This is a genomic window from Nostoc sp. (assembly GCF_036916735.1).
Classification (GTDB): Bacteria; Cyanobacteriota; Cyanobacteriia; order Cyanobacteriales; family Nostocaceae; genus Nostoc.
Map to the genome: position 1 here is coordinate 157,978 of NZ_JBALFV010000108.1, position 25,932 is coordinate 183,909.

Here is a 25,932-nt window from a genome sequence, read left to right on the forward strand (position 1 = left end):
ACCAAAAATCTGTGTAATAAATTGTGCAGCAGAACTATCATTAAAACTTGTCTAAATCGATCGCCCATACCATTGCACCTCCCAATTCTTTTTCAATCAAATAACTGACCTTATAACCAAGTGATTTCTCGTTGTCATAACTTACCCAAAGTCCGGTTTTAGTGCTGTAGGCGTAGGGAGTCAAAGTGGCATCATCCCACTTTTGGACGTCGAGTTCGCCACTGGCAATTTTCTCAAGAATTTCATAATAAGCGAGGATACCAGGGGTGGCTGTCGCTGGTCCTGCAGGTCCCGCACTACTAAAAGGCTTTCCGTAGCCATCGGTACGGTTTGCAACAATATAACTTCGTCCATAGGTGGGCATTCCTAGCACGATCTTTTCCTTAGGAATATTTGCTTTGATGTAAGATTCCACCGTATCCTTAATGTCAAAAGTACCATTGGGTACGGAATCTTGCATAAGAGGCGCGTTGACTCCTGTTCCCATTGTCTTGGGATCGTCAAAAGCCCCGTGGTAGTCGTAGGACATGACGTTGAACCAATCTAAATATTGACCGCACTGAGCCAACCATAGGAAGAATTGGTCGCCCGTTTTGCTGCCCTTGGGTACTGCAGCAGAAGCTATAGTGATGATAAAATTTTGCCCAGCAGTTTGACGGAACTCTTTGAGCAGTGTTAGGTAATTGTTGTAATCGGCATCTTGACCACCGCGTGCAGAGTCGGCGGGATATTCCCAGTCGAGATCAATGCCGTCAAAGCCGTACTTTTTAGCATAGGCGATCGCAGAATTAATAAACTGCCTCCTGCCACTAGGATCGGCTGCCATTTTGCTGAATAATTTGCAGGTGAAGGGACCGTAGGGGTGAGCTGTTCCGGCTGACTCAGGCGTATCATCGCAACTGTTAAAACTCCAACCACCAATTGAAAGAATCGTTTTGAGGCTGGGGTTTTTCTTCTTTAAATTCTGCATCGCCGGGTACAGAACTGTCTGATCGTTCCATTCCACTGGTTGAATTGTGTAGTCACCTGTATAACGTTGGTTTCCGGTTCGTGTTGGCGATGGATCGACACTCCAACTCACAAAACCGAACATACCAAAGGCAAAGTTGATGTGTGTAAATAGCGAGGGGTCAATTTGCTCGGGAAAAAACTTTCCTCCGCCTTGTCGGTATTGTGCCCAGTTGCCAAAGTAACCAACAAATTTATATCTTTTAGATGTACTGCTCAGGGCTTGAGCAGTGAGAGTCTCAATCAGAGGTGCGCTGACTGCTGCTGTGGCTCCAGCTGCAAAACCGCCTGTGACTTTGATAAATTCACGTCGGGATAGACCATCAAACATAATGATATCCTGCAAAAAGAAAAAGCACTGTGGTTAACTGTAAGTAGCTTGAGAAATGAAGATATGAACGCTACTTACAGTATTGACAGGATTATATTACTATGTATAGGCGTATAATATCAAGCTAGTCCAGTGCGGAGAATAATGTCAATTATCAACCTTCCTTATCCGAACCGTATTAGAGGTTAGCTTAGTACAGCTTTGCGTAAAATCGTAGCGTTTTTAATGCAAGGGGACGCATTGGGACTGTCAGCCGATGCATTGGTATTGTTAGCTGATGCATTAGCATTGTTAACCGATGCATTAGCATTGTTAACCGATGCATTGGCATTGTTAGCTGATGCATTGGCATTGTCAAATTTAATTCGCTACAAATTAATGAAATACTGTACTTAAACCCCATCCATCTTGAGAACTGGAGTTTTACGAGAAAAAATATTACTGTATATAGATAAGTGTAGCTGCGTAGTGAAGTGGGGATGCTGAAAGTAGAATGCGATCATTGGAATGAAAGTGCTTCTTCTTTAAGAGAAGAAGCCTTGAGAGCGAAGCATATTCGCACACGCGAGCAGCTAATGGCTTTATACGAGATATGTAACCGGAAAAGTGCAACAAAAGTAGGACGACAAACAAATCGAAACCCCCAGCAGAGTTAATTCAACGCGTTGATTTATTTCAAAAAGATATCAATTCTAAGCCCTTTGATATTAGCGATCGCCTATGGGTAAAAAATCATCTCGAGTCCGATGAGGAAAAACCACGGGTTTCAACTTAGACGAGGTTTAGATCCTAGAATTCGCTTGCCACTTGTGGATTTAGCAGTACCCGTATTGCGTCAAAATTCTGCCAAAGAATGCCAAAGACTCTGCAAATGCATTCACGGTTTAGTTGTAGCTACCGGAAGTTTATCACTTTGGCATTTTGTGTTGCAGTTAATACTTTGGCATCGCCTCCAACCTAGTATAAATCCCATATCTGCGACAACGGTCGAATTTACCTCTATAGAAGAGATTTGGTCAGATAGTTTATTAGTATTGTCCGTAATTGCCCGCGTTGGACACTCCCAACCCGATGCGTCCAGCGAAGACATCGCCTATGCTTTTCGTTCTGGAGTTTTTCGGCTTCCTAAAGCTGGAGAACAAGAAAAACCAGACACGCCACTTATTTGTAATTTCACTGAGCTTAAGAAGAGTATTGATCGCCTCCGTCTTGCCACTCCCAAACTCAAGCAAGCTATTGTTAATGCCTGCGCCCACACGGTACTTTTAGATAACAAAGTTACACAATCAGAAGCAGATTTACTAAGAGCGATCGCAATGACGCTAGACTGTCCCATTCCCCCATTTTTAAACCCTCAGCGTAGCGTTTCCAAACAAAAACAATCTTCTCTACAGCGAAGTTAACATAACCAGTGATATTAACTTCGCTTAATTACTTGTTAAACAGGGTGAACCTCATCCCCCATAACGTCTGCGGGGTGAACATTAGCGCTACCACTGTTAGATCCATTGGATTGGAAAGAGTTCGGCGGACAGCATCTAACTCTTCTTTGGCTTGTTGTTGGAAGACTTCTGTTAAATAATCGGTGCAGGCTTTGGCGTAATCAGCACCTTGAATTTTGGCATCTTGGGGTAGTCGCGGCTGACGGGAAATCAAAAACTCTTGAATTTGTTGTTGCTCAAGGGGTTGCAAGTAGTATGTTTTGGCTGTTGAGGGTGGTGTCCACTCTAGGGGCTGGGTAGTCATGATAATGTTGCCCCGGAAATAGCTTTCGACAAACTGGCAGATTTTAGCCCGTGTTTCGGCGGTGACTTCGTTGAGTCCGTCTATGCAGATATCTATGGCGCCACTGTAAATCAGGTTTTTCAGGAAGCCAGCATCTTGGGCTTGTCAGTGTAATTTGTCTTTGATGGCTTCAATTACGCCTTTATGACATTTCTGGGCGGGGAGATAAACGACTATACGTTGGGAGTTTTTCAACAGATGACGGAGAAACATCGACTTGCCTAAGCCGGAATCTCCTTCTAAGATAATTTGTCCTTGAATACTGGGTAATGCTGGGGTAATTGGCAGGATGTCTCCTGAAGTGGGAACTTTGACTTGAGATTCTGGGAAGTATGATTGCTCATAAAAATTATCTAAACCAGCATCGGCTAATAGGGAAGGTTTGAATGGTTCAAATAATTTGCGCCGGAAGGGAGGAAACCAGGTGAGGAGAAAGACGACATAGCCGACGCCGAGAATCCGGCGTACCCAAGGGTTCCAGAAGAAGATGGCTTGGACTTGGGGAAATTTGGGGTAGGCGAAGATGAGGAGAAGCCAAAACGCAGCGTGAATGAGGATGGTGTTTTTGGCTTTGAAAAACCACTGCTAATATTTCAGATTATTAATTACTGACTGCACCGCATTCGCATCAGTGGGGTTGACTTTTTTAAGGTTGCTGTAATGGCTTTGCAGTAAACCAATATCTTGCCATTTCCAAGGAACGTTTTTGTTAGCGGCAACTTCGGAAATTTGCTTGGCTAAGTCGTTGCGTAAGCGTTCTAGTCCTTGGCTATTATTCCAAGTTTGCAAAAATAGATTGAGGGTTTTGACACCTTCATCATGTGAGAGTTTGTCAGGAGTTGCTTGAGGAGAGCCGAGCCATTTGAGTAGAGTTTTCACTTCCTCAGTGCCACCGCCCAGGAAATAGGTTAGAAAACGCCAATTTAAGTATTCTGAATTACCAGGCTCATAAATATTATTCAGAATTACAACAACTTCATTTAACTCCAGTTTTCTGATATTCTCTAATGCCTCTGCCGCCCTGCCACGAACATTTGAGGCAACCTTTTCATCCTTGAGAAAGTTGAGGATGTCAGGGATGTAGGGAGCCGCCGCCTGCTTGAAGTTGCTCAATGCATAAACCGCACCATAACGAACATCTAAGTCAACCTTTTCATCCTTGAGGAAGTTGGCGATGTCAGGGATGTATCTCGCGGCCGCCTGCCCGAAGTTGCTCAATACCAATGCCGCACTATAACGAACTCTTAAGTCAACCTTTTCATCCTTGAGGAAGTTGGCGATGTCAGGGATGTATCTCGTCGCCGCCTGCCCGAAGTTGCTCAATACCAATGCCACACTGCCACGAACATTTGAGTTAACCTTTTCATCCTTGAGGAAGTTGAGGATGTCAGGGATGTAGGGAGCCGCCGCCTGCTTGAAGTTGCTCAATGCCACTGCCGCACTGCCACGAACATCTGAGTCAACCTTTTCATCCTTGAGGATGTTGGCGATGTCAGGGATGTAGGGAGCCGCCTGCTTGAAGTCGCTCAATGCCACTGCCGCACTGCCACGAACATCTGAGTTAACCTTTTCATCCTTGAGGATGTTGGCGATGTCAGGGATGTATCTCGTCGCCGCCTGCCCGAAGTTGCTCAATGCCTCTGCCGCCCTGCCACGAACAATTGAGTCAACCTTTTCATCCTTGAGGATGTTGGCGATGTCAGGGATGTAGGGAGCCGCCGCCTGCCCGAAGTTGCTCAATGCCTTTGCCGCACCATAACGAACAATTGAGTCAACCTTTTCATCCTTGAGGATGTTGAGGATGTCAGGGATGTAGGGAGCCGCCGCTTGCCTAAAGTTACTCAATGCCTCTGCCGCCCTGCCACGAACAATTGAGTCAACCTTTTCATCCTTGAGGATGTTGAGGATGTCAGGGATGTAGGGAGCCGCCTGCTGCCCGAAGTTGCTCAATGCCACTGCCGCCCTGCTGCGATAATATGATTTAACCTTTTCATCCTTGAGGATGTTGGCGATGTCAGGGATGTAGGGAGCCGCCGCTTGCCCGAACTTGCTCAATGCCTCTGCCACACTGCTATGAAAATATGAGTCAACCTTTTCATCCTTAGAGATGTATCTCGCCGCCTGCCCGAAGTCGCTCAATGCTACTGCCGCACTGCCACGAACATCTGAGTCAACCTTTTCATCCTTGAGGATGTTGGCGATGTCAGGGATGTAGGGAGCCGCCGCCTGCCCGAAGTTGCTCAATGCATAAGCCGCCCTGCCACGAACATCTAAGTCAACCTTTTCATCCTTGAGGATGTTGGCGATGTCAGGGATGTAGGGAGCCGCCTGCTGCCCGAATTTGCTCAATGCCACTGCGGCACTGCTACGAACAAATGAGTAAACCTTTTCATCCTTGAGGAAGTTGAGGATGTCAGGGATGTAGGGAGCCGCCGCCTGCCCGAAGTTGCTCAATGCCTCTGCCGCATTGCCACGAACATATGAGATAACCTTTTCATCCTTGAGGATGTTGGCAACTTTCTGGGCTATTTCCTCCGGTTTCTTAACCACGGTTTTCAAGTCTTTTAGCTCATATGCATCTAATTTGTCAAAAGCATATCCCTTCACTTCGTCGTAGCTGTCGTCAAGGGCTGCTACTATACCGTTAATCTGCCAATCTTGGGGTTTGGGTTTGAGGGTTTCTTTGGCGCTAACCCAAGGTAGACAAAGGAGGAAAGAAAGGATAAAGACTAAAGGATAAAGAATAAGGGGGGAAGGCTTGCTGCGGTGGCGGGGAGTTGTGAGCATAATTTGGCGCAAGGTGGCAGATTACAAGCTGTTATGAGTATAATAACAACCCTGCAATTCCTAATTCCTGATTGAGAGCCTTTAATACTCGCCCACGAGCATTAAAGACTCATTAACGAAGCTCTGAGGTTCATCGACGAAGCTCTGAGGTTCATCGACGAAGCTCTGAGGTTCATTCACGAAGCTCTGAGGTTCATTCACGAAGCTTTGAGGTTCATTCACGAAGCTCTGAGGTTCATCGCCGAAGCTTTGAGGTTCATTCACGAAGCTTTAAGGTTCATTCACGAAGCTTTAAGGTTCATTCACGAAGCTCTGAGGTTCATCGCCGAAGCTTTGAGGTTCATTCACGAAGCTCTGAGGTTCATCGGCGAAGCTTTAAGGTTCATTAACGAGTATTAAAGACTCATTTAACGTAAATTTGACAAACCTCTCCCTGCCTTGAACTAAAGTTCAAGTCTGTCCCTCTCTGAGTCGAAGCTACAGTGTACACACAAGTCGAAAATATTAGTCTGTCAAGGAATAATTGACGAGTACATTCTCTGTAGAGACGGCGATTTATCGCGTCTCTCTAACGTGCCAGTTTTTAGATGCGATAAATCGCGTCTCTACATGAGGATTTGGCAATGTTTACAGGTTATGAATCAGATGCAGGTTTTGTAGGTTTACTTTTAATCGCTTTAAACCGTTCACCTAATTGTTCAGCAATAGTTTTTAACCCTGGAGTTTTCTTAGCAGCAGTTTTGACGTAATCATAAACTGTCAAACTGCTCCCCATTGCTTCGCTGCCGACTGCCATTAAGGTATCATCTACTTGTTCTGTCAGTTGTCGCAGTCCAATCAAAACTTCGGTGAGGTTAGCGGCTAGTTGATAATCTCGCACAAATTCATCTAAATCAAAACTGGCTGGTAAAATGTCTCGGTTAGATTGGGCAGCAATCAGGCTATTGTTGACAAAAGCTAGTCTTTTATCGCCCATCTTAAATAAGTTGCGTCGTTCTTCTGCACTTAGAGTCACGAGAAAAGGCATCTTTGCTTGGATAGTTGCAAAGGCTGCTTTGATTTCTTGGATATCTGCTGGGGTAAGGGAAGCGGTAATGTTCTGGTAAGCCATTGGTTATTTTCTGTGGTAAATCTGTTTGTTATGATTCCCACTGGTAAATGCGATCGCACAATAGGTACTAGGGCAAAAGCAATACGGTTCGGTTAAGGAGACGCGATAAATCGCCGTGTCTGCAATTATTGGCGCGATGGTTTCTTACCAAAGCCATAGCGCAATGTATCCTTAATCCAAGTTTGGAAGTTGTCGATGTAGCTAAATATCACTGGCACTACTACCAATGTCAACAAGGTGGAAGTTGTAAAACCGCCCATAATCGCAATTCCCATTGGTTGGCGAACTTCAGAACCCGCGCCAATCCCTAATGCTAAAGGCAGAGTCCCGGCGATCGTTGCCAAAGAAGTCATTAAAATCGGACGCAGACGTGATACACCCGATTCTACAAGTGCCTGACGTTGGGTTTTACCTGACTGCATGTTGATGATTGTATAGTCCACTAACAAAATTGAGTTTTTGGTAACAATTCCCAACAGCAGAATGATACCAATCAAGGCATATATTCCCAAGGGTTTTTGAGCAACCATTAACGCTACCAATGCGCCGCCTAAACAAAAGGGCAAGGCTGCCATAATCGATAATGGATGGAGAAAGTTGTTATACAGCAACACCAGAATTGCATAGATACACATTAATGCCAGTCCTAATGCAGCGCCAAAGCGACTGAAAATGTCTCGCATAATTTTGGCGCTACCTGATGGTTGCTGTACTACCCCTGGAGGTAAGTTTTGCATCACAGGTAGTTTGTTGATTGTTTCTACTGCTTCTCCTAAAGAAATCCCTTGTAAATTGGCTTCTAAGGCAACTTGACGGGCGCGATTGTAACGGTTGATGGTTGCAGGGCCACTCCCAAAGCGGATGTCTGCAACTGCAACGAGGGGAATCAATCTCCCATTTTGACTGGGGACTTGCAGATTTGTAATTGTGTTGATGTCAGCCCGCGCTTTCGGGTCGATTTGCACCCGAATGGGGATTTGCCGATCGCTTAAATTAAATTTCGCCAAGTTGGCCTCATTGTCGCCGATGGTTGCAAGGGAAGCAGTCCGAGCGATCGCCTGCACTGTCACGCCCAAATCTGCTGCCCGTTGCGGGTTCGGAATTACCAAAATCTCTGGTTTAACCAAACTTGCAGTCGAAGACACTTCTACCAATCCGGCTATGGATCGCATCTGCTTTTCTAAGGCATCAGCAGCTTGATTCAGTGCTTTGGGGTTTTCACTTCTGAGGACAATTGATAAACCTTTGCGATCGCCACCTGGTGACTGACTTTGAAAACTGATTCTTGCTCCTGGTATTTGCTCAAAGTCAGGGCGTACTTGTTCCTCAAACTGTTTTTGGGAAATATTTCGTTCTTCTCTAGGTTTAAGATTAATGGTAAGGATTGCAGAATTGATTTCTTCCGTTGCTAATACACGTTCAACTAATGGGTTTTGCCGGATGATGTCAGTCGCTTGTGTGACTACCTTATTAACGTCTTCTAAAGTGGAACCAGGAGGTAATTCTATAGATACGTTAGAAATTCCAAAATCGCCATCATCCACAAAACCCTTGGGAATCAAGGGAACCAGCGTTAGACTTGCAATAAAGAAAGCTAAAGCGATCGCCATTGTCGTCAATCTATGCCGTAACGCCCACTCTAAGAGCGATCTATAAGGTTGAAAACCCCGATGCTTTTCAGTTGTGAGTTTTCTACTTCCGTTCCCGCTACCTGGAAGTGTAAATTTAAAATTAAAAATTTTTATTATTACTCCCCTACTCCCCTGCCCCTCTGCCTCCTTTAAAAGATACGCCCCCATCATCGGCGTAACCATCCGCGCTACCAGAGTTGAGAAAATTGTGGAAACAGCAACGGTAACACCAAATGGTTGGAAAAACTGCCCCGGAATCCCACCCATAAAGGCAACGGGCATAAACACTGCAACAATCGTCGCTGAACTTGCGATTACCGCTAATCCTACTTCATCAGAAGACTCGAAAGCAGCTTCCCAAGCTGACTTACCCATAGCCATGTGCCGTTCCATGTTTTCAATTTCTACAACGGCATCATCTACCAAGTTGCCCACCGCCAGCGCTAATGCCAACAAAGTCATATTGTTGAGGGTGTAACCAAAAGCTTGCTGCACTGCGAAGGTGGGAATTATTGATAGGGGTAAGGCAACAGCCGTAATTAATGTTGCTCGCCAGTCCCGCAAAAACACTAAAATAACGATGACTGCCAGCACCGAAGCTTGAATTAATTCATCAATGGTACTTTGGTAGGATTGGCGAACAACATCGGCTCTAGTAAAAATTAAATCTAGTTTGATATCTGCGGGAAGGGTTTTTTCCAGTTGTTTAACTGCTGCTTTCACTCCTTGTTCTACAGTCACCAGAACGCTGCCAGTACTACGCAACACTTGGAAAGCTACCACAGGTTGATTATTTAAGCGAGCGGCTTGACGCACATCGCCAAATTTATCTTCTACGGTTCCCAAGGTGGATAAGGGTACAGAACCGCCTTGTGGTAAGAGGATTTCGTAGGTTTTCAACATATCCACACTGGCGGCACTCCCTAAAGTGCGGATACTTTGTTCGCTACCACCGACTTCGGCGCGTCCGCCAGGTAAGTTAATATTCAAAGCGCGCATTTGGTCGTTTACCTGGGTGGCGGTGATAGCCAGAGATTGTAAGCGGTTTGGATTAAGATTAATCCGAATTTCTCGGTCAACCCCACCCACACGCTGAAGTTGTGCGACACCAGGGACTCCCAATAAAGTGCGGCTAATGGTTTGATCTACAATATTGCTTAATTCTTCTACAGAACGCCGATCTGATTTAACTGCGTAAGTGATTACTGGGCCACCGGAAAATTCCAGGCGTTGCACAATTGGATCGTTGATGTCTTGGGGTAAGTTTTGGCGAATTTGAGCGATCGCATTGCGAACATCATTGGTGGCGCGATCGCTATCTGTACCCAAAACAAAATTGATTGTCGTGTTAGACTTCCCATCGCTGACGGTGGAAATCATATAATCGATATTGCCTAACCCCGCGACGGCATCTTCAATTTTTTTCGTCACTTGAGATTCTAGTTCGGCCGGGCCTGCACCCGGTTGGGTGACTTTTATCGAAACTGTTGGCACATCAATATTTGGGTTAGTATCAATCCCCAAGGATATGAAGGAGAACCAACCTACAACCGTCAAAATTAAAAATAATACTATTGTGGGAACAGGTTTTTTAATTGACCAAGCTGAGAGATTGAAAGACATCGGGAAATTTTAGATTTTAGATTTTGGATTTTGGATTAGTCATTTGTCATTTGTCACTTGTACTGAGCGTACCCCTACGGGGAAGCAAGCTACGCGTAGCGTCTCGTAGAGAAGCCGAAGTATTGGTTATTTCTGCCCATTCCCTATTCCCCATTCCCCATTTCCCATTCCCATTTCTTTCAATTTGCAACTCGAACTTTATCGCCATCTTTGAGATATCCTGCACCATCTACTACGACGCGATCGCCCAATTGCAACCCACTCTTGATTTCCACTTTGTCGTCATTGGCGGGATCTCCTAACTCTACTTTCTGGCTGCGGACTGTATCTTCACCCGATAAGGTGAATACAATTACATTTGAGTCTGCTTGAGATTGCACTGCTTTTTGCGGTACTACCATCCTCATCCCTAAGTTAGTAGTAATTGCAGCACTAGCAAACATCCCTGGTTTAAGTAAAGTTGTTGACGGTAAGTCAATTTTGACTGTAGCCTCCCGCCTTTGATCGTTCACCTGTGGCTGTATTTCCCTGACTCGTCCCTGCGATCGCACGCGCTGATCGACATCTGAAGTAATTTGCACAGATGCACCAATTTTCACTTGATTTAGTTGAATTTCGGGTACTTTCGCTTGAAGTTCTAATTTTTCATCTCGGATAATCGAAAATAGCTTTTGTGTGCCACCAATCACAGTACCTACCTGGGTTTGTGGCGGCACACCAGTGACATCACCGACTCTGGCAAGTTTTTCGGCAATTACTCCAGCAACCGGCGATCGCACCACAGTTTGTCCTAATTGAGTTTGTAGTTGTTGCACCTTAGCAGCACTACTCTTGACATCGGCTTTGGCTTTGTTGATGATAGCTTGGGCGCTGCCGATATTGGACTGGGCACTACGCACATTTTCTTGGGATAGATTCACAACTTCTATGGCAGTTTTCACAGCGTAGGAACGAGTATCGAGTTCTTGCTTACTAATCGTCCCAGAATCAACTAGTTGTTGATAGCGCTGATAATTCTTCGCTGCTTCTTCTAACTTCGCCTTAACTTGAGCTAAATCTGCTTGTTTTTGCTGGACTATGGCTTTATTTGATCCCAAATCTGCCTGCTTGGCTGCTAAATCTGCTTGTTTTGATTCCATATCTGCTTTGGCTTGGCTAATCTGGTTTTGCAATATGGAACCATCCAATACCGCCAACACTTGGCCTTGTTTGACAAAAGCCCCTTCTTTTACATCTTCGGGAATGCTTTTGATTTGTAAGCCGTTTGTCTGCGGTAAAACTGGAATTAAATCGAGTGCTGCTACAGTCCCAGTAGTTTTGAGGGTACGGAAAACACGGGCGGTTTCTACTGTGGCGATGGTAACTGTCATTGCTGGGTTAACTTTTTTATCCGCTACCACGCCTTGTTGACGGGATGGAAGACGACTTAATATACCCATCCCAGTAAAGGCGATCGCGATTCCTAAACCAGCACCTAAGAATAATGGCTTCAACCATGCCCTGGTTGGTTTTTGATCCGATTTGCTCAAAAAGCTAGCATCTTCAGATGTTACAGGTTTATTCACCTCGACTTCTGAAACACTATCATCGCTCACAGTCCTACCTCCACTTTTTGTCTATGCATACCAGTCTCAATATTTTTTTAAGAAAACTTGAAGTTTATTTACTTCATATCAACTATGACGCATTTCATAGTAAATGTCTTTTATCTACCAACGTATCTAATAAAACAAACTTGCTAAGAGTAATTACTATGCCAAATGGCTTGCAAAACTTATATAAATTATGATACAAAAATTCTTTTATATCATTTAGCCACTCAAGGTCACATACTATATGTATTTAGATCACCGTCAACCAATGGTTAGATATGAAAAACTAGTGAAGCTAATCTAGATTGATCTAATTTAAAATCTAGCCTTTTATGTATAAAGTTATATCAAATAAATATTTTTCTACGTCATCGATAATTCCTCTGAAGCCTTTGTGTCATCAGCAAATCATTATCTATCATGCAATTTAGGCATAGGACAAGCTAGCGTCTACAGCTATACATGAGTTAGAAAGGAGCAAAATATATTGTCCTAAATTCATGTGAGTTCGACGAACCTCTCCTATCCAGCCTCCCTGCGAGGGTAAGCAATGAAATAATCGGGTTTTTAAGCCTTTCTCCTAGAAGTAGAGAGGAATGGAAGTGAGGTAAAATTCCAGCAAGGGTAAACCTGATTATGGAATTTTGAAATCAAATCAATAAATAATTAGTATTTACCAGAGTAACCAGATATGTTCAATGCCACTGAAATTTTAATTGATGCCTTTGTAAATGAAATTCGAGAAGGCTACCGTCGCACCTACGGCTGCTTCAAAAATGATTATCAGGACATTATCGCCTGGGCTGGTAACATGGCTTTAGAAAACATTGCCAATAGCGACGCCCTTTATCATAATGTTGAACACACAATCCTTGTAACCCTGGTGGGGCAAGAAATTTTACGTGGCAAACACATTAGAGAAGGTGGTGTTTCCAGTGAAGACTGGCTGCATTGTATCATTTCCTTGGTGTGTCATGATATTGGCTACGTTAAAGGAGTTTGCCGACAAGACCAAGAGACAGCAAACTTATATGCCACAGGTAAAAATGGCAAAATGATTTCTGTAGCTCCTGGCGCTTCTGATGCCAGTCTGACGCCGTATCATGTTGATAGAGCCAAGCTTTTTATTGATGAGCGTTTTGGAGGTCATAAGTTAATAGATGCTGAGGCAATTAAGAGCAATATTGAATTGACTCGATTTCCCGTGCCTACGGCAGAAGATCATCAAGATACAAAGTGTTTTGCAGGATTAGTCCGTGCTGCTGATTTGATTGGTCAACTAAGCGACCCGCGTTACCTGAAGAAAATTACTTCTTTATTCTACGAGTTTGAAGAAACTGGTGTAAATAAAGTTTTGGGCTATAAAACCCCTGCCGATTTACGGAATAACTACGCTAAATTTTACTGGAATGGTGTCTATCCCTATATCCAAGAGGGACTGCATTATCTATCACTAACACAACAGGGAAAACAAATTCTAGCTAATCTCTACTCAAACGTTTTTGTTGTAGAACATGAAAAACAACAGCAAGAACAGCAGCGCTATTTAGAAAAGTTAGGAACTGGGAATTAGGAGTTAAGAGTACAGACGCGACGCCAGTCGCTACAACGGGGAGCCACTTGCTCCACTTGGGGAAACCCCAAGTGGAGCAAGTGGCGTGGGAACCCCCGCAACGCGCTGCCTCATTAATCGCGTCTGTACAGGAGTGGGGAATGGAGAGTTAAGAATTATGAGTTATGAATTAAGATAAAAGTTTAATAACTCATAACTCATAACTTATAACTTATAACTCCTAACTACTATGGATTGGTGGCGACGACTGAAGAAAAATCCTTTGGCACGATTTGGGGCAATTTTGCTGTTAATTTTTTATATAGCAGTCATTGCAGCAGATTTTGTGGCTCCTTATGACCCCTATGCTTCACAGCCTAATGGTTCACTGCTGCCACCAACTAAAATACATTGGGTTTCTAAGTCAGGGCAGTTTATCGGGCCATATATTTATCCGACTACTCAGGGAGACACGAATTTAGAAACAGGCGATCGCCAACTCATTGTAGACTTGACAAAGCCATCACCCCTGCGTCTATTTGTCTCGGGGCCAGAATATCGATTGTTGCAGATGAGTTTGCCACTACCCCCGAAGTGGGATGAAGTCACAATCTTTGCTGGTATTCCCTTAAATTGGCATTTATTTGGTACAACAACTGGGGCAAAGTTCAACATCTTGGGTACTGATGACCAAAGCCGCGACCAATTCAGTCGCTTGCTGCATGGTGGTCGCATCAGTATGTTTATTGGCATTTTTGGGATTATCATTACCTATCCCCTTGGTTTGATTATCGGAGGAATTTCTGGCTATTTCGGCGGTGTAACTGATAGCGTCATTATGCGCTTGGCAGAAGTGCTAATGACTTTCCCTAGTATTTATCTTTTGGTGACTTTAGGGGCAGTTTTACCACCTGGTTTAAGCAGTACCCAGCGCTTTTTGCTGATTGTAGTGATTACTTCGGTTATTAGCTGGGCTGGTTTAGCACGGGTTATTCGGGGACAGGTACTATCAATTAAAGAGCGAGAATTTGTCCAAGCATCACGCGCAATGGGTGGAAACCCAATTTATATCATTCTCCGCCACGTTTTGCCGCAAACAGCTAGTTATGTAGTTATCTCTGCTACTCTTGCAATTCCCAGCTTTATTGATGCAGAAGCGATATTAAGTCTCATCGGTTTGGGAATACAACAACCAGACCCCTCTTGGGGCAATATGCTTTCTCTAGCTAGCAATGCTTCAATTTTGGTGTTGCAACCTTGGTTAATTTGGCCGCCGGCTGTGTTGATTATTCTCACAGTGCTAGCATTCAACTTACTCGGTGATGGGTTGAGAGATGCCCTCGACCCCCGCAGTTTAAGAAGATAAGCCCTCAATAATAGAAATGGAGTCGCCGAAATAACAAATGCGAACTCTGAAGTAACAAATGAGTTCGCCGAAGTAACAAATGCGAACTCCGAAATAACAAATGAGTTCGCCAAAGTAACAAATGCGAACTCCGAAATAACAAATGCGAACTCCAAAGTAACAAATGCGTATTCCGAAATAACAAATGCGATCGCCGAATTAACAAATGCGAATGCCGAAGTAACAAATGCGAACGCCGAAGTAACAAATGCGAACTCCGAAATAACAAATGCGAACTCCAAAGTAACAAATGCGAACTCCGAAATAACAAATGCGAACTCCGAAGTAACAAATGCGATCACTCTACTGTTGCAAAACCCAACGGCAAAACAGTTTTACCATAATCCGCCAGCTTCCCTGAGTTCCCTCAATTTTCTTTTGTTTTTGCAAAACAAGTAGTTAATGCTAGTTCGTCAACATTGTGCCATATCTGCCCCTACTCGACTTCGCCTACAGTATCCATTGCTACTAATGGATGAGATCCCATTGTAAATTCACATTAAATACTTCGCAAAAGTTCATGTACGCTGGTCTCCCAAGTGCTCCAGTGTTTGCATCTAGGCAGTATCCTGTGGTTGCGGTTGAATATTGGAAAGCACCAACAATCAAATAGTGATACTGCCACTTCACGTTGGGATTTGAAGATTCACATTTATTGAGATAAACCTGCCTTCCCACCTGTCCTGTATTAGCATCTAAACATAATCCAGTGGTTCTAGTTTTTATAAAAAAAGGGAAGAACCATCATTAGCAGGAACAAAATCCCACAGTAGATTAGTATTCTTGTGATTGTCACAAGGGCGCATGTACGCTGGTCTCCCAAGTGCTCCGGTATTTGCATCTAAACAGTTGTTTCCAGTTCTTGACTTCAATTGTACGTTAGTATTGTCTGCCTTTGCTGGTAATACTGGGACTGAAACTAAGCACAGCCCGGCGATTGTAGCGAAAATGCTAAGTTTATGCAATCGCATCATTTAGACTCCTTAAATCCCCTTAATTAAAAATTGAATTGAGTATTTTGTGATACTTGCAAACAGCTACACCAATAGCATTTTTGAAAAAAGTTTAGATTTGTTTATCCAGTATCATTTTAATAGTAATCAGTAATCGGTCAGGGGGTGGTATTATCAAAATGTCAAACAACTTAATATCGAATTCGAGGATCTACATAAGCATTTAAAATATCAATCAAAATGCTGGCACTGACAACGATCGCACCAAAAAAGACTAGCACTCCCTGGACTGTGGGATAATCGCGATCGGCGATCGCTTGATACAGTCGATTAGCTAACCCAGGCCAAGAAAATGTTACCTCTGTCAAAATCGCTCCACCCAATAGAGAAGCAAAGGTTAATCCCAAGACTGTAATTACCGGAATTAACGCATTTTTTAAAGCATGGGAGGCTAAAATCTTATTTTCACCAATACCTCTGGCTCTAGCGGCTTCTACATAATCTGCTTGCAAGGTTTGCTTTAAATTCACTCGCACAATTCGCTCAAAAATCCCACTGAGCAAAAGTCCTAGTGTGAGACTCGGTAGGGCAAGATGGTGCAAAGATGTGAAAAATTGAGTGAAATTTCCACTAAGTAAGCTATCAATTGTATACAATCCAGTGACAGTAGTGGGAGCTGAAAGATTGGGCGGAAAACGGTTGGAATTGGGAAACCAGCCCAGTTGGACTGAGAAAATTAACTGTAAAAGCATTCCCGCCCAAAACATGGGGAGTGCGTAGGTGATGATCCCAAACAAGCGCCCACCGACATCGAAATATGTTCCAGGACGAGAAGCCGAAAGAGTCCCAACCGCAATTCCAACGATGAGTGCAACTGCCATACTAAATACTGCTAACTCCATCGTCGCTGGGAAATATTGTCCAATGATGTCCCAAACATTCTCTCCCCGACTCAACAAAGAACTTCCTAAATCAAAGCGCAATATGCTTCCCAAATAATTTAGGTATTGTAGCCACAGGGGAAGGTTTAAACCTAGTTGTTTTCGCAATTCTTCTTTAGCAGCTTCTGGCGCACGTCCGCCGAGAATCGCATCTGCTGGATCTCCCGGCGTTGCTCTTAGTAAAAGAAATACAATGGTGATAATCGTTAATAGCTGAAGTGGCGCGAGAAGCAACCGGGAAACTATGTAATATTGTAAAGCTTTAGAACGAGACATATTTATGTAGGACTTAAGAGTTAAAAGTACAGACGTGATTAATCGCATCTGTACAAGAGTTAAGAGTTAGGAGTCGATAATTTGCAGTTAGAAATTATGAATTAAGATAGACAGCTAGCTTGCAAAAGTTCTTTGATTACTATATTTAGTAAAGTTGAACATCTTTATTTTGCTCAGAATCACATTTATGATTTTTTGACTTTTGCAATAAGTCTAATTAAAAATTCCTAACTTGTGTACACACGCGATTAATCGCGTCTCTACTCCTAACTACTTTTTAATTGTCTGGTAAACGAGAATTTGGGTAGGGTTAAGTTCTACGCTGCTCAGACCTTTTTGGGCAAATACATAATCTTTGCTTTGCCATAAAGGAACATAAGGCACATCAGTAGCAACTTGCGTTTGAATTTCTGTAAAAATTTTCTGACGCGCTTCGGGATTTAGTTCTTTGCGTTGCTGATCAATCAGTTTATTGATGGCTTCACTATAGTAAAACGAACCCTGAGTTTGACTACCTCCATCTTCGCATCCTTTAGCAACTGAACCTTTGTCACAAGCCAAAAACGGCTGGACGTAATTATCTGGATCTAAAAAGTCTGGATACCAATCAAGTAAAGCTGCCGGATACAAACCCTTGGCAATATCTTTAAAGAAAGCAGCCGCTTCCGCTTGGGTAACTTCAAATTGCAGTATTCCATCCATTTTGACATCAACAAGGGATTTGAGCGTCTGTGCTGCCAAACTACGAGTAGGTGAACTAGAAGGATACCAAATTTGTACTTTTGCCGGATTCTCTTTAGAAAAACCAGCAGTAGCTAACAATTTTTTAGCTTGCTCAAAGTTAGCATCACCATATTTTTCTTTAAATAATGGCACAGAAACTTTCAACGTTGTCGGAATCATGCTGTAGAGCGGATCTGCTTGACCAAGTAACGCCCGTTCATTTAACAGTGGACGGTCAATTATTGACGCGATCGCTTGTCTTACCTCTAATTTATCTAAAGGTTTTTGATTCCGGTTTAATACCAGATAACTTACTACACTACCCTCAGCTGCGATCGCTTGCCAATCGCCTTTTTTACCACCTTCTGACAAGCTACGATTTTGATCTGGCTGTAGCGACAGATAAGCTACATCGATTGCGCCTGTACGGAAAGCATTAAACAAATTAACCGAACTAGTTTGAATTTGCAGGTTAACACCTTTGTTAACTGGTTTTTCTCCCCAATACTTATTAAATGCATCAAATCGAATTGAATCAGTACCATATTGGCCTAACTTATAAGGGCCAGTCCCCACAAAAATATTCGGCTTGAATTTACCAGCACCAAGTTCGTAAGCTTTTGGCGAAACTGCACACACCCCAGGAAACGCCAGCAATGAAGGAAACGCTGCAAAGGGCTTTTTCAACTTGATGGTTAACTCATACTCGCCTGTAGTTTTTACAGAATCTACTACATCAGCTAGTAAGAATGAAGGTTTCCCTTTATTTTGAATAAAGCGGTTAATGGTAAACGCCATTGCTTGAGCATTGAAGGGAGTCCCATCGTGAAAAACTACTCCCTGACGTAAGGGAATGGTATAAGTTAAGGCATCTTGGCTAACTTTGGGTAATGCTGTAGCTAGCTGGGGCTTAATTTCGGTGCTTCCTGGTTCGTAAGTGTAGAGGCGATCGCTCATATTAAAGACCAAACCTAAGGCTGCTAACTCATAAGTATCAGCCGGATCAAGGGTTCTCGGCTTTGCTGTTGTACCTATAGTAATACGACCATCACCTGTAGGGCTATTCACAGAACCCGATGGTGGGGTAGTTACCTGTGGACGAGGAGCGCAACTAACAACTAAAAATAAACATAAACAGAATAAAGATACGAATTGTGTAATTCGACCCCACCGTTTCACAGACAAGGAAAACCAGGTCATACAGTTAAATTTTTTATAGTGAGCGGTGAGTTATTATACAATATATTTGCTATTTTTATAGCATTTTTTACAATTATTTACTACTTTATCCATCTACATACTCTAGATTAAAAGAAGTTTTGCCTAAAGAAAAATGGATTGTAACAAAGGCCATAATGAATGATGATAAATGCACAAAATTTATAATCAACAGAAGTACCCTATCCAAAAAATAAATGGATACAAATAGAAAAATGCGAAGCTTTCTTCAATAAATTACTTCTAAAAGTATAGAACATCACCTCATGAACATTGATTATTTCTATAAAATAATTCAATTTTTTAAAACTAACTGTTTAGAATTTTGATAAGATTTTCTGTTTTTATTAACTACAAGCACATAAATATTTATTGTCAAATGGTAGGAAAATAAAATTTTAGCTTATAATAAAATATTGTAATATTATTTAATGAAATAAATGATATAAATAAATATTTTTCCTATTAAAAAGTAGAAAATAATCATTTAATTAACTTAATTTAAAATATCATGAGTGATACATTATTAACAAATAATATACGATATTGTAAACAGCAGATTGAAAGTCTAATAGTGAGACTAAGAGCGTGAAGTATTTCTTTCTATCTGAGGGATGGGCAGTTGCTAGAGTCTGGGCATCTGATGGACTCTGGCAAATAACCGCATGGCGACGCCAACCAGATATTCAGCGAATGAATATTTGTTTAGTAGAACAAAATGAATTGCTATGGCTTTATCGAGTTGAAGAAGCCGTTTTAACCGTAGAAGTCAAGCCAACAACAGCAGTAATTGCCAATCAGACCATAGGCCAAGTAGTACTCAAGCGTCTGATCAGTGCTGAACAGGTAATTGAACGCCTGGGTACGGCTGAGACGAAATGTCAACTGCAAAACATCCAATTGGTGGTTCAGTAGATAGTAAGGCATGGGGCATGGGGAAAGAGGAGGCAGTTCTTGTTGAAGGCAGAAGTTCTTTAATGCGTGAATTTTGAATTGATTTCTCCCCCTACTCCCCATTCCTCTCGTAAAGAAAAGATAAGCAAATTTAATCCCGGACAGCGATTGGTAGCGAAAAAACTTGGACATGCTACGCGATCGCATCAATTTACACGCTTGCAAACAATTCCATCAATAGTTACACTTTTTAAAACATTCTCATTTTTGCTTAGTGATGGCTACCCTACAGGGTAAATCTCAAGGGAGCGAGTAAGCATTGCCAAAGCACCCACACTGTCTAACTTATAGGACTAAGCTGTGGTAAGGTTCTGGCTGTGGCAATAACAAAAAACAACAAAGAGTTTTCTGAGTGGCGATTTTCGTTTATTCAGAATCTTAGTAAGAAAATTGCTTTGTAAACTAACTCATTGAGGAGGAGCGTAGTCGATGGGACTACCCTGGTACCGAGTACATACAGTCGTTCTGAATGATCCAGGGCGGCTGATTTCTGTACACCTAATGCACACAGCCTTAGTAGCAGGCTGGGCTGGTTCGATGGCACTCTACGAACTGGCTATTTTTGACCCTAGCGATCCTGTTCTCAATCCGATGTGGCGTCAAGGGATGTTTGTCCTACCCTTTATGTCACGTTTGGGCGTTACCCAATCTTGGGGTGGTTGGAACGTTACTGGTGGGCCAGCAACCGATCCTGGCTTCTGGTCATTTGAAGGCGTTGCTGCGGCTCACATCGTTCTTTCCGGTCTTTTGTTCTTAGCTGCCGTTTGGCACTGGGTTTACTGGGATTTGGAACTCTTTAGAGATCCCCGCACTGGTGAACCAGCCTTAGACTTGCCAAAAATGTTTGGCATTCACCTGTTCTTATCTGGTCTACTTTGTTTTGGATTTGGTGCTTTTCACCTCACTGGACTATTTGGCCCAGGCATGTGGGTTTCTGACCCCTACGGTATAACTGGAGCCGCGCAAGCAGTCGCACCAGAATGGGGCCCAGATGGTTTTAACCCATATAATCCAGGTGGCATTGTGGCTCACCACATTGCTGCTGGCGTTGTTGGTATTATTGCAGGCTTATTCCACCTCACAGTAAGACCCCCCGAACGGCTATACAAAGCCCTACGGATGGGGAACATTGAAACAGTACTTTCTAGCAGTATTGCAGCAGTTTTCTTTGCTGCTTTCGTTGTTGCTGGTACTATGTGGTACGGTAACGCTGCCACTCCCATCGAATTGTTTGGTCCAACCCGCTATCAATGGGATCAGAGCTACTTCCGTCAAGAAATTCAGCGTCGCGTCCAAACAAACGTTGCCCAAGGTGCAACCCTTGAGCAAGCTTGGTCGCAGATTCCTGAAAAATTAGCTTTCTATGATTATGTCGGTAATAGCCCTGCTAAAGGCGGTCTATTCCGTACAGGGCCGATGGTCAAGGGTGATGGTATTGCTCAGTCTTGGCAAGGTCACGCCGTATTCAAAGATTCTGAAGGCCGGGAATTGACCGTGCGTCGTCTCCCCAACTTCTTCGAAACCTTCCCAGTGATTTTGACCGATGCAGATGGAATTGTCCGCGCTGACATTCCCTTCCGTCGGGCAGAATCTAAGTATAGCTTCGAGCAATCTGGTGTCACCGTCAGCTTCTATGGTGGCAATCTGAATGGTCAGACCTTTACAGAACCAGCTGATGTGAAGAAGTATGCCCGAAAAGCTCAAGGTGGTGAAATCTTTGAATTTGACCGAGAAACTTTGAATTCTGATGGTGTATTCCGCACCAGTCCTAGAGGTTGGTTTACCTTCGGACATGCAGTATTTGCTCTCTTGTTCTTCTTTGGTCACCTCTGGCATGGCGCTCGGACAATTTACCGAGACGTATTTGCTGGTGTTGATGCTGATCTAGAAGAGCAAGTTGAGTGGGGTCTATTCCAGAAAGTGGGTGACAAGTCAACCCGCCGCAAGGAAGCTCTCTAATTTCAGTGCTGAGTTATGAGTGCTGAGTTCCAGGTTAAGGCTTTAACTCACCACTCAAGCGACTTGGCACCAAAAACTTTCATTACTGGCTCGATAGGCAGGAAATCGTAATATGGAAAGCGTTGCGTACATCTTGATTTTTACTTTGTGTATAGGTACTCTCTTCTTTGCGATCGCATTTCGCGAACCCCCTCGCTTTGAGAAACCAAAAGATAAGTAGCTCCTATATACCAGACCTTTAAGCGGATTTAATGTTAGTATCCGTTGCTACAGTTATTAGTAGCAACGGATATTATTGTATTTGTCCTTTATCCTTCGTCTCGTTTCTCACTATTGACCAATGACTAATGACTATTTGTTGTGATATAATTTCCAATCTTGGGAGTAGATATGTGTTAATACTAGCTTTTGTGCGCTAGGATGAGAATGGATGTTAATGTAAGCTGCCATAAAACTGTTTGCATAACACATCACGCTTGTCGCACAACCTTTACGGAGACTAAAACCAGGAACAAATCAGCATGGTCAATCAGAATTTAACCGCTACAGAAATTGGATTCACTCACGAAGATTTCGCTGCTCTACTTGACAAATACGACTATCATTTTAGCCCTGGTGATGTTGTCCCAGGAACAGTTTTCAGTATAGAGCCGCGCGGCGCTCTGATTGACATTGGTGCTAAAACCGCAGCATATATTCCTATACAAGAAATGTCTATTAACCGGGTAGATAGCCCGGAAGAAGTCTTACAGTCAAACGAAACGCGGGAATTTTTCATCCTTACCGATGAAAACGAAGATGGTCAATTAACCCTTTCTATTCGCCGTATTGAGTATATGCGGGCTTGGGAGCGCGTGCGACAGCTACAAGCAGAAGATGCTACTGTTCGTTCTGGCGTATTTGCAACCAATCGCGGTGGAGCATTGGTACGGATTGAGGGATTACGTGGGTTTATCCCAGGTTCCCATATCAGTACCCGCAAACCTAAAGAAGAATTGGTAGGCGAAGATTTGCCATTGAAATTCCTAGAGGTGGATGAAGAACGTAACCGCTTAGTTCTATCTCATCGGCGGGCGCTGGTTGAACGTAAGATGAACCGCCTAGAAGTCGGCGAAGTAGTAATTGGTACAGTTCGTGGCATCAAACCTTACGGTGCTTTCATTGACATTGGCGGCGTCAGTGGTCTACTACACATTTCTGAAATTTCCCACGAACATATTGATACACCTCATAGCGTGTTCAATGTCAATGATGAAGTGAAAGTTATGATCATTGACTTGGATGCAGAGAGGGGTCGAATTTCTCTATCTACCAAGCAGCTAGAACCTGAACCCGGAGACATGATTAAAAACCGGGATTTGGTCTACGATAAAGCAGAAGAAATGGCTGCTAAGTATCGCGAACAGCTCTTAGCCAAGCAACAAGGTGCTACTGCGGCTCCAGCAGCAGAACTTGAAGAAGATATTCCACCAGCAACGGAAACTGAAGAAGATATTCCACCAGCAACAGAAACTGAAGAAGATATTCCACCAGCGACGGAAACTGAAGAGGGAATTCCAGCAGCTATTGAAGAATAATACATTTATAGTTTTACTTATTTTTAAGTAAGAGTATTAAATCATTGTATAAAGAGGGTTTTCCCCTCTTTTTTTATGTAGAGAATTGCTAACAGTTAGGAGTTATGCATAAAAACTTATAACTTTGCACTTTGAACTAAATTTTAATTAAATAAATGGAATGAAATATTATGGCAACTATTAAATGTAGAAACATCACTTTTGATAATATCCAGGCAATTTTGTTTGACAAAAACGGTACTCTAGAAGATTCAGAAACGTATTTGCGATCGCTTGCACAAAGAGCAGCCAGGTTGATAGACGCTCAAATTCCCGGTATTGGGGAACCGCTATTAATGGCATTTGGCATCAATGGGAATATCCTAGATCCAGCCGGTTTGATATCAGTCGCGAGTCGCGGTGAAACAGAAGTTGCGGCTGCGGCATATATTGCTGAAACAGGAAGAGGATGGTTTCAATCCTTAAAAATAGCCCGTCAAGCTTTGGATGAAGCGGAAAAATACATTGAAAAAACTCCTTCACCCCTGTTTGTAGGTAGCTTAGATTTATTGAAATACCTACGAAAAGAGGGTTTGAAACTCGGTATCCTCTCAGCTGCAACAGGCGAAGAAGTACATAACTTTGTAAAAAATCACCAATTAAATGATTATATCGAGTTAGAAATGGGAGTAGATGAGGGGCCAAGTAAACCAGACCCAGTGCTATTTTTGCAAGCTTGCCAAGCTATGGGAGTCCAACCAGGCGTTACATTGATGGTGGGTGATTCTGTTGGTGATATGCAAATGGCGCGTGATGCTAAAGCCGCAGGTTGTATTGGTATCACTTGGGTAGGCAAGTCGGATAACGTCCGAGGTGCAGATGTAGTGATTAATCAACTTGATGAAATCCAGATTTTAAAAGATTAGTTTACTTTTAGCAATGCCAAATAGCTGTTGAGAGTATCTTGGCTAACAGCGATGTCTAATGACAAGCACCGATGCTCGTAAGCTTTGCGTTAGCAACGTAAGAGCGTCTGCTCGCTACCGAGTTCGCAGTTGCCTGACGCCACTTCTACAACGAGGGCAACCTCTAGAACCTCCTGCCTTCTCCACTTGGGTTCTCCGTAAGTGAAGTAAGTGGAGCAAGTAGCTCTTGAAGGAAGCCCTAGCAAGAGCACTATCTCACCGCTACCTACCTACGTACTTTCCCGTAATAATTTGTGATAATTTACATTATCTATGTCTTTAGATAGATATAAAATATTTTTCAGATGACTTATTATTTCTTTCGAGGCTTGTTGAAAGGGCAATTCTCAATAAAAAATTCAGAAATCAGAATTCAGGAGTCAAAATGAATTAGTGGGAGATTGAGACCCGCATATTTGTAGTTAACCACTAAATTTTCTCCTTTGGAGACTCTACGTGAGCAATCTAGTCGCCGTCTTAAACCATTTATTCATCTGCTCGTAGTAGACTCACCCTAAGCGTTCGCGTAGCGTCTCGTAGAGAAGCCATGGGGTTGGCGAAGCCTCTCTTAGAGAAGACTTTACGCCGCGCTATACGCCAGCTGTACAGAATTAAATTCTCAATTTTTTTAACTCCTGAATTCTTGTCTGATAACTAAAATAAGCTGAGAAATAATTTCACAGCTAGAAATTGATTGTTTTAGCCTATTTCTGTGTGCCTTAACAGACCGTATTGCACGCATTTAAGAACTGCTAAAAATTCCCAAACCCTAAACAGGCTGCTGGGTAAAGTTCCTTTGTGTACTTGTGTAGAAGTATCTTAGGAGTTTTAAGTTGCAGCTAATGTCCACAGGAAATTACACATTTTTGCGGAGTCCAAAAATTATGAAAATTTTAACTGGTCTGATTTCCACCTTGACGCTAGTAAGTTTAAATGTTGTAGGTTTATCTCAGGTACAGGCTCAAACACCAACAGGATTTACATTTCAAAAAGTTCCAGTAACTCTTTTTGGAAATGGTTGTCCACAGGGAACAGCAGAAGGAATTTTGAATGGAGATACTCTTTCAATAACATTTTCAGAATTTGAAGCTAAAGCTGAACCTCCTAAGGTTGTATCAGCATCTTGTAATCTGCGGATCGGTCTGAATGTGCCTTCTGGAATAAACGTTCAGCCGATTAACGTCAAGTATCTTGGCTTTGCAGATGTGCCTACAGGAGGCAGTGCAAACCTGAATGTTAGAATACTATTTCAAGGTCAAATAGTTTCAACTACCAGTAATCCAAACGCAACATTTAACGCTGGCTTCTCAGATGTTTGGAACAAAGATGTAGGTATTACATTAGGCACAATAAATGCATGCAAGAATCCAGTGAGTTCGATTTTTGGTATCAATACAAATCTGACGGCAAGAGCTACAAATGTATCAACTAAACCTAAAGGTCTAGAAACCCAAGTCCGAATTGATACAATCGACACAACAATCGGCCCTGTATTATTCCAAATCAAATTTGGTTTTACTCCTTGTTAGGTTTTTTAAATGCATAATCTGCATCTAATTTTT

General features: G+C 42.8%; 21 protein-coding genes. 12 read left to right on the forward strand and 9 right to left on the reverse strand.

What is annotated here, in order from left to right:
- Positions 1-40: 40 nt before the first annotated feature.
- Positions 41-1,339, reverse strand: a complete 1,299-nt coding sequence (locus tag V7L20_RS27050) for a glycosyl hydrolase family 18 protein (protein ID WP_334747026.1) — start codon at positions 1,337-1,339, stop codon at positions 41-43.
- A gap of 225 nt (positions 1,340-1,564) precedes the next feature.
- Between V7L20_RS27050 and V7L20_RS27055 the strand changes: the two genes are divergently transcribed.
- The 3 genes from V7L20_RS27055 (at position 1,565) to V7L20_RS27065 (ending at position 2,742) form a co-directional block, all read left to right on the forward strand.
- The gene (locus V7L20_RS27055) at positions 1,565-1,735 is read left to right on the forward strand and encodes a hypothetical protein (protein ID WP_334747027.1); all 171 of its coding nucleotides are present in this window, start codon (positions 1,565-1,567) and stop codon (positions 1,733-1,735) included.
- Between the two features lie 83 nt (positions 1,736-1,818).
- Positions 1,819-1,995, forward strand: a complete 177-nt coding sequence (locus V7L20_RS27060) for a hypothetical protein (protein ID WP_334747028.1) — start codon at positions 1,819-1,821, stop codon at positions 1,993-1,995.
- A gap of 90 nt (positions 1,996-2,085) precedes the next feature.
- Positions 2,086-2,742: a hypothetical protein gene (locus V7L20_RS27065; protein WP_334747029.1), complete on the forward strand. Its 657-nt coding sequence runs from the start codon at positions 2,086-2,088 to the stop codon at positions 2,740-2,742.
- A gap of 28 nt (positions 2,743-2,770) precedes the next feature.
- Here the strand turns inward: V7L20_RS27065 and V7L20_RS27070 are convergent, their stop codons facing one another.
- Together V7L20_RS27070 and V7L20_RS27075 are read right to left on the reverse strand one after the other, a co-directional pair.
- Positions 2,771-3,085 carry a hypothetical protein gene (locus V7L20_RS27070; protein ID WP_334747030.1) on the reverse strand — a complete coding sequence of 105 codons (315 nt, stop codon included), beginning with the start codon at positions 3,083-3,085 and terminating at the stop codon, positions 2,771-2,773.
- Between the two features lie 624 nt (positions 3,086-3,709).
- Positions 3,710-5,911 (reverse strand): HEAT repeat domain-containing protein, encoded by a 2,202-nt coding sequence (locus V7L20_RS27075; RefSeq protein WP_334747031.1) that lies wholly within the window; start codon positions 5,909-5,911, stop codon positions 3,710-3,712.
- A gap of 207 nt (positions 5,912-6,118) precedes the next feature.
- Between V7L20_RS27075 and V7L20_RS27080 the strand changes: the two genes are divergently transcribed.
- Positions 6,119-6,310, forward strand: coding sequence for a hypothetical protein (locus tag V7L20_RS27080; protein WP_334747032.1), 192 nt, complete (start codon positions 6,119-6,121; stop codon positions 6,308-6,310).
- A 235-nt stretch (positions 6,311-6,545) separates the two neighbouring features.
- Here V7L20_RS27080 and V7L20_RS27085 read toward each other — a convergent pair whose 3' ends face one another.
- The 3 genes from V7L20_RS27085 to V7L20_RS27095 all read right to left on the reverse strand — a co-directional run bounded on the left by V7L20_RS27085 (position 6,546) and on the right by V7L20_RS27095 (position 11,871).
- The gene (locus tag V7L20_RS27085; RefSeq protein ID WP_334747033.1) at positions 6,546-7,022 is read right to left on the reverse strand and encodes a hypothetical protein; all 477 of its coding nucleotides are present in this window, start codon (positions 7,020-7,022) and stop codon (positions 6,546-6,548) included.
- A gap of 125 nt (positions 7,023-7,147) precedes the next feature.
- The gene (locus V7L20_RS27090) at positions 7,148-10,276 is read right to left on the reverse strand and encodes an efflux RND transporter permease subunit (RefSeq protein ID WP_334747034.1); all 3,129 of its coding nucleotides are present in this window, start codon (positions 10,274-10,276) and stop codon (positions 7,148-7,150) included.
- A 179-nt stretch (positions 10,277-10,455) separates the two neighbouring features.
- Positions 10,456-11,871: an efflux RND transporter periplasmic adaptor subunit gene (locus tag V7L20_RS27095; protein ID WP_334747035.1), complete on the reverse strand. Its 1,416-nt coding sequence runs from the start codon at positions 11,869-11,871 to the stop codon at positions 10,456-10,458.
- Positions 11,872-12,559: 688 nt separating this feature from the next.
- Here V7L20_RS27095 and V7L20_RS27100 point away from each other — a divergent pair.
- Both V7L20_RS27100 and V7L20_RS27105 read left to right on the forward strand, forming a co-directional pair.
- Positions 12,560-13,441: an Npun_R2479 family HD domain-containing metalloprotein gene (locus tag V7L20_RS27100; protein ID WP_334747036.1), complete on the forward strand. Its 882-nt coding sequence runs from the start codon at positions 12,560-12,562 to the stop codon at positions 13,439-13,441.
- Positions 13,442-13,670: 229 nt separating this feature from the next.
- Positions 13,671-14,786 (forward strand): ABC transporter permease, encoded by a 1,116-nt coding sequence (locus V7L20_RS27105; RefSeq protein ID WP_334747037.1) that lies wholly within the window; start codon positions 13,671-13,673, stop codon positions 14,784-14,786.
- A gap of 507 nt (positions 14,787-15,293) precedes the next feature.
- Here V7L20_RS27105 and V7L20_RS32885 read toward each other — a convergent pair.
- The 3 genes from V7L20_RS32885 to V7L20_RS27115 form a co-directional block, all read right to left on the reverse strand.
- A complete protein-coding gene (locus tag V7L20_RS32885) occupies positions 15,294-15,551 on the reverse strand; it encodes a ricin-type beta-trefoil lectin domain protein (protein WP_442943648.1) in 258 nt (85 codons plus the stop codon).
- Between the two features lie 418 nt (positions 15,552-15,969).
- The gene (locus V7L20_RS27110) at positions 15,970-16,995 is read right to left on the reverse strand and encodes an ABC transporter permease (RefSeq protein WP_334747038.1); all 1,026 of its coding nucleotides are present in this window, start codon (positions 16,993-16,995) and stop codon (positions 15,970-15,972) included.
- Between the two features lie 270 nt (positions 16,996-17,265).
- Entirely contained in the window at positions 17,266-18,918 is a 1,653-nt protein-coding gene (locus V7L20_RS27115; RefSeq protein WP_334747039.1) for an ABC transporter substrate-binding protein, read from the reverse strand.
- Positions 18,919-19,524: 606 nt separating this feature from the next.
- On the opposite strand from V7L20_RS27115, the gene V7L20_RS27120 reads away from it, so the two are divergent.
- The 6 genes from V7L20_RS27120 to V7L20_RS27145 all read left to right on the forward strand — a co-directional run bounded on the left by V7L20_RS27120 (position 19,525) and on the right by V7L20_RS27145 (position 25,899).
- A complete protein-coding gene (locus tag V7L20_RS27120) occupies positions 19,525-19,851 on the forward strand; it encodes a hypothetical protein (protein WP_334747040.1) in 327 nt (108 codons plus the stop codon).
- A 468-nt stretch (positions 19,852-20,319) separates the two neighbouring features.
- A complete protein-coding gene (gene psbB, locus V7L20_RS27125; protein WP_334747041.1) occupies positions 20,320-21,849 on the forward strand; it encodes a photosystem II chlorophyll-binding protein CP47 in 1,530 nt (509 codons plus the stop codon).
- A gap of 112 nt (positions 21,850-21,961) precedes the next feature.
- Positions 21,962-22,069 (forward strand): photosystem II reaction center protein T, encoded by a 108-nt coding sequence (locus tag V7L20_RS27130; protein WP_084227385.1) that lies wholly within the window; start codon positions 21,962-21,964, stop codon positions 22,067-22,069.
- Positions 22,070-22,370: 301 nt separating this feature from the next.
- The gene (locus V7L20_RS27135) at positions 22,371-23,426 is read left to right on the forward strand and encodes a 30S ribosomal protein S1 (RefSeq protein WP_334747042.1); all 1,056 of its coding nucleotides are present in this window, start codon (positions 22,371-22,373) and stop codon (positions 23,424-23,426) included.
- Positions 23,427-23,596: 170 nt separating this feature from the next.
- Positions 23,597-24,331: an HAD family hydrolase gene (locus V7L20_RS27140; protein ID WP_334747043.1), complete on the forward strand. Its 735-nt coding sequence runs from the start codon at positions 23,597-23,599 to the stop codon at positions 24,329-24,331.
- 923 nt (positions 24,332-25,254) lie between these two features.
- Positions 25,255-25,899, forward strand: a complete 645-nt coding sequence (locus V7L20_RS27145; RefSeq protein WP_334747044.1) for a DUF4360 domain-containing protein — start codon at positions 25,255-25,257, stop codon at positions 25,897-25,899.
- Positions 25,900-25,932: the final 33 nt, after the last annotated feature.

Excerpts from the sequence above, each read along its gene's own strand:
- V7L20_RS27100 (WP_334747036.1), top strand. The coding sequence starts at position 12,560 with ATGTTCAATGCCACTGAAATTTTAATTGATGCCTTTGTAAATGAAATT.
- V7L20_RS27130 (WP_084227385.1), top strand. The coding sequence starts at position 21,962 with ATGGAAAGCGTTGCGTACATCTTGATTTTTACTTTGTGTATAGGTACT.
- V7L20_RS27060 (WP_334747028.1), top strand. The coding sequence starts at position 1,819 with ATGCTGAAAGTAGAATGCGATCATTGGAATGAAAGTGCTTCTTCTTTA.
- V7L20_RS27110 (WP_334747038.1), bottom strand. The coding sequence starts at position 16,995 with ATGTCTCGTTCTAAAGCTTTACAATATTACATAGTTTCCCGGTTGCTT.
- V7L20_RS27115 (WP_334747039.1), bottom strand. The coding sequence starts at position 18,918 with ATGACCTGGTTTTCCTTGTCTGTGAAACGGTGGGGTCGAATTACACAA.
- V7L20_RS27140 (WP_334747043.1), top strand. The coding sequence starts at position 23,597 with ATGGCAACTATTAAATGTAGAAACATCACTTTTGATAATATCCAGGCA.
- V7L20_RS27055 (WP_334747027.1), top strand. The coding sequence starts at position 1,565 with ATGCAAGGGGACGCATTGGGACTGTCAGCCGATGCATTGGTATTGTTA.
- V7L20_RS27085 (WP_334747033.1), bottom strand. The coding sequence starts at position 7,022 with ATGGCTTACCAGAACATTACCGCTTCCCTTACCCCAGCAGATATCCAA.
- V7L20_RS27135 (WP_334747042.1), top strand. The coding sequence starts at position 22,371 with ATGGTCAATCAGAATTTAACCGCTACAGAAATTGGATTCACTCACGAA.
- V7L20_RS27070 (WP_334747030.1), bottom strand. The coding sequence starts at position 3,085 with ATGACTACCCAGCCCCTAGAGTGGACACCACCCTCAACAGCCAAAACA.
- V7L20_RS27075 (WP_334747031.1), bottom strand. The coding sequence starts at position 5,911 with ATGCTCACAACTCCCCGCCACCGCAGCAAGCCTTCCCCCCTTATTCTT.
- V7L20_RS27090 (WP_334747034.1), bottom strand. The coding sequence starts at position 10,276 with ATGTCTTTCAATCTCTCAGCTTGGTCAATTAAAAAACCTGTTCCCACA.
- V7L20_RS27065 (WP_334747029.1), top strand. The coding sequence starts at position 2,086 with ATGAGGAAAAACCACGGGTTTCAACTTAGACGAGGTTTAGATCCTAGA.
- psbB (WP_334747041.1), top strand. The coding sequence starts at position 20,320 with ATGGGACTACCCTGGTACCGAGTACATACAGTCGTTCTGAATGATCCA.
- V7L20_RS27050 (WP_334747026.1), bottom strand. The coding sequence starts at position 1,339 with ATGTTTGATGGTCTATCCCGACGTGAATTTATCAAAGTCACAGGCGGT.
- V7L20_RS27145 (WP_334747044.1), top strand. The coding sequence starts at position 25,255 with ATGAAAATTTTAACTGGTCTGATTTCCACCTTGACGCTAGTAAGTTTA.
- V7L20_RS27105 (WP_334747037.1), top strand. The coding sequence starts at position 13,671 with ATGGATTGGTGGCGACGACTGAAGAAAAATCCTTTGGCACGATTTGGG.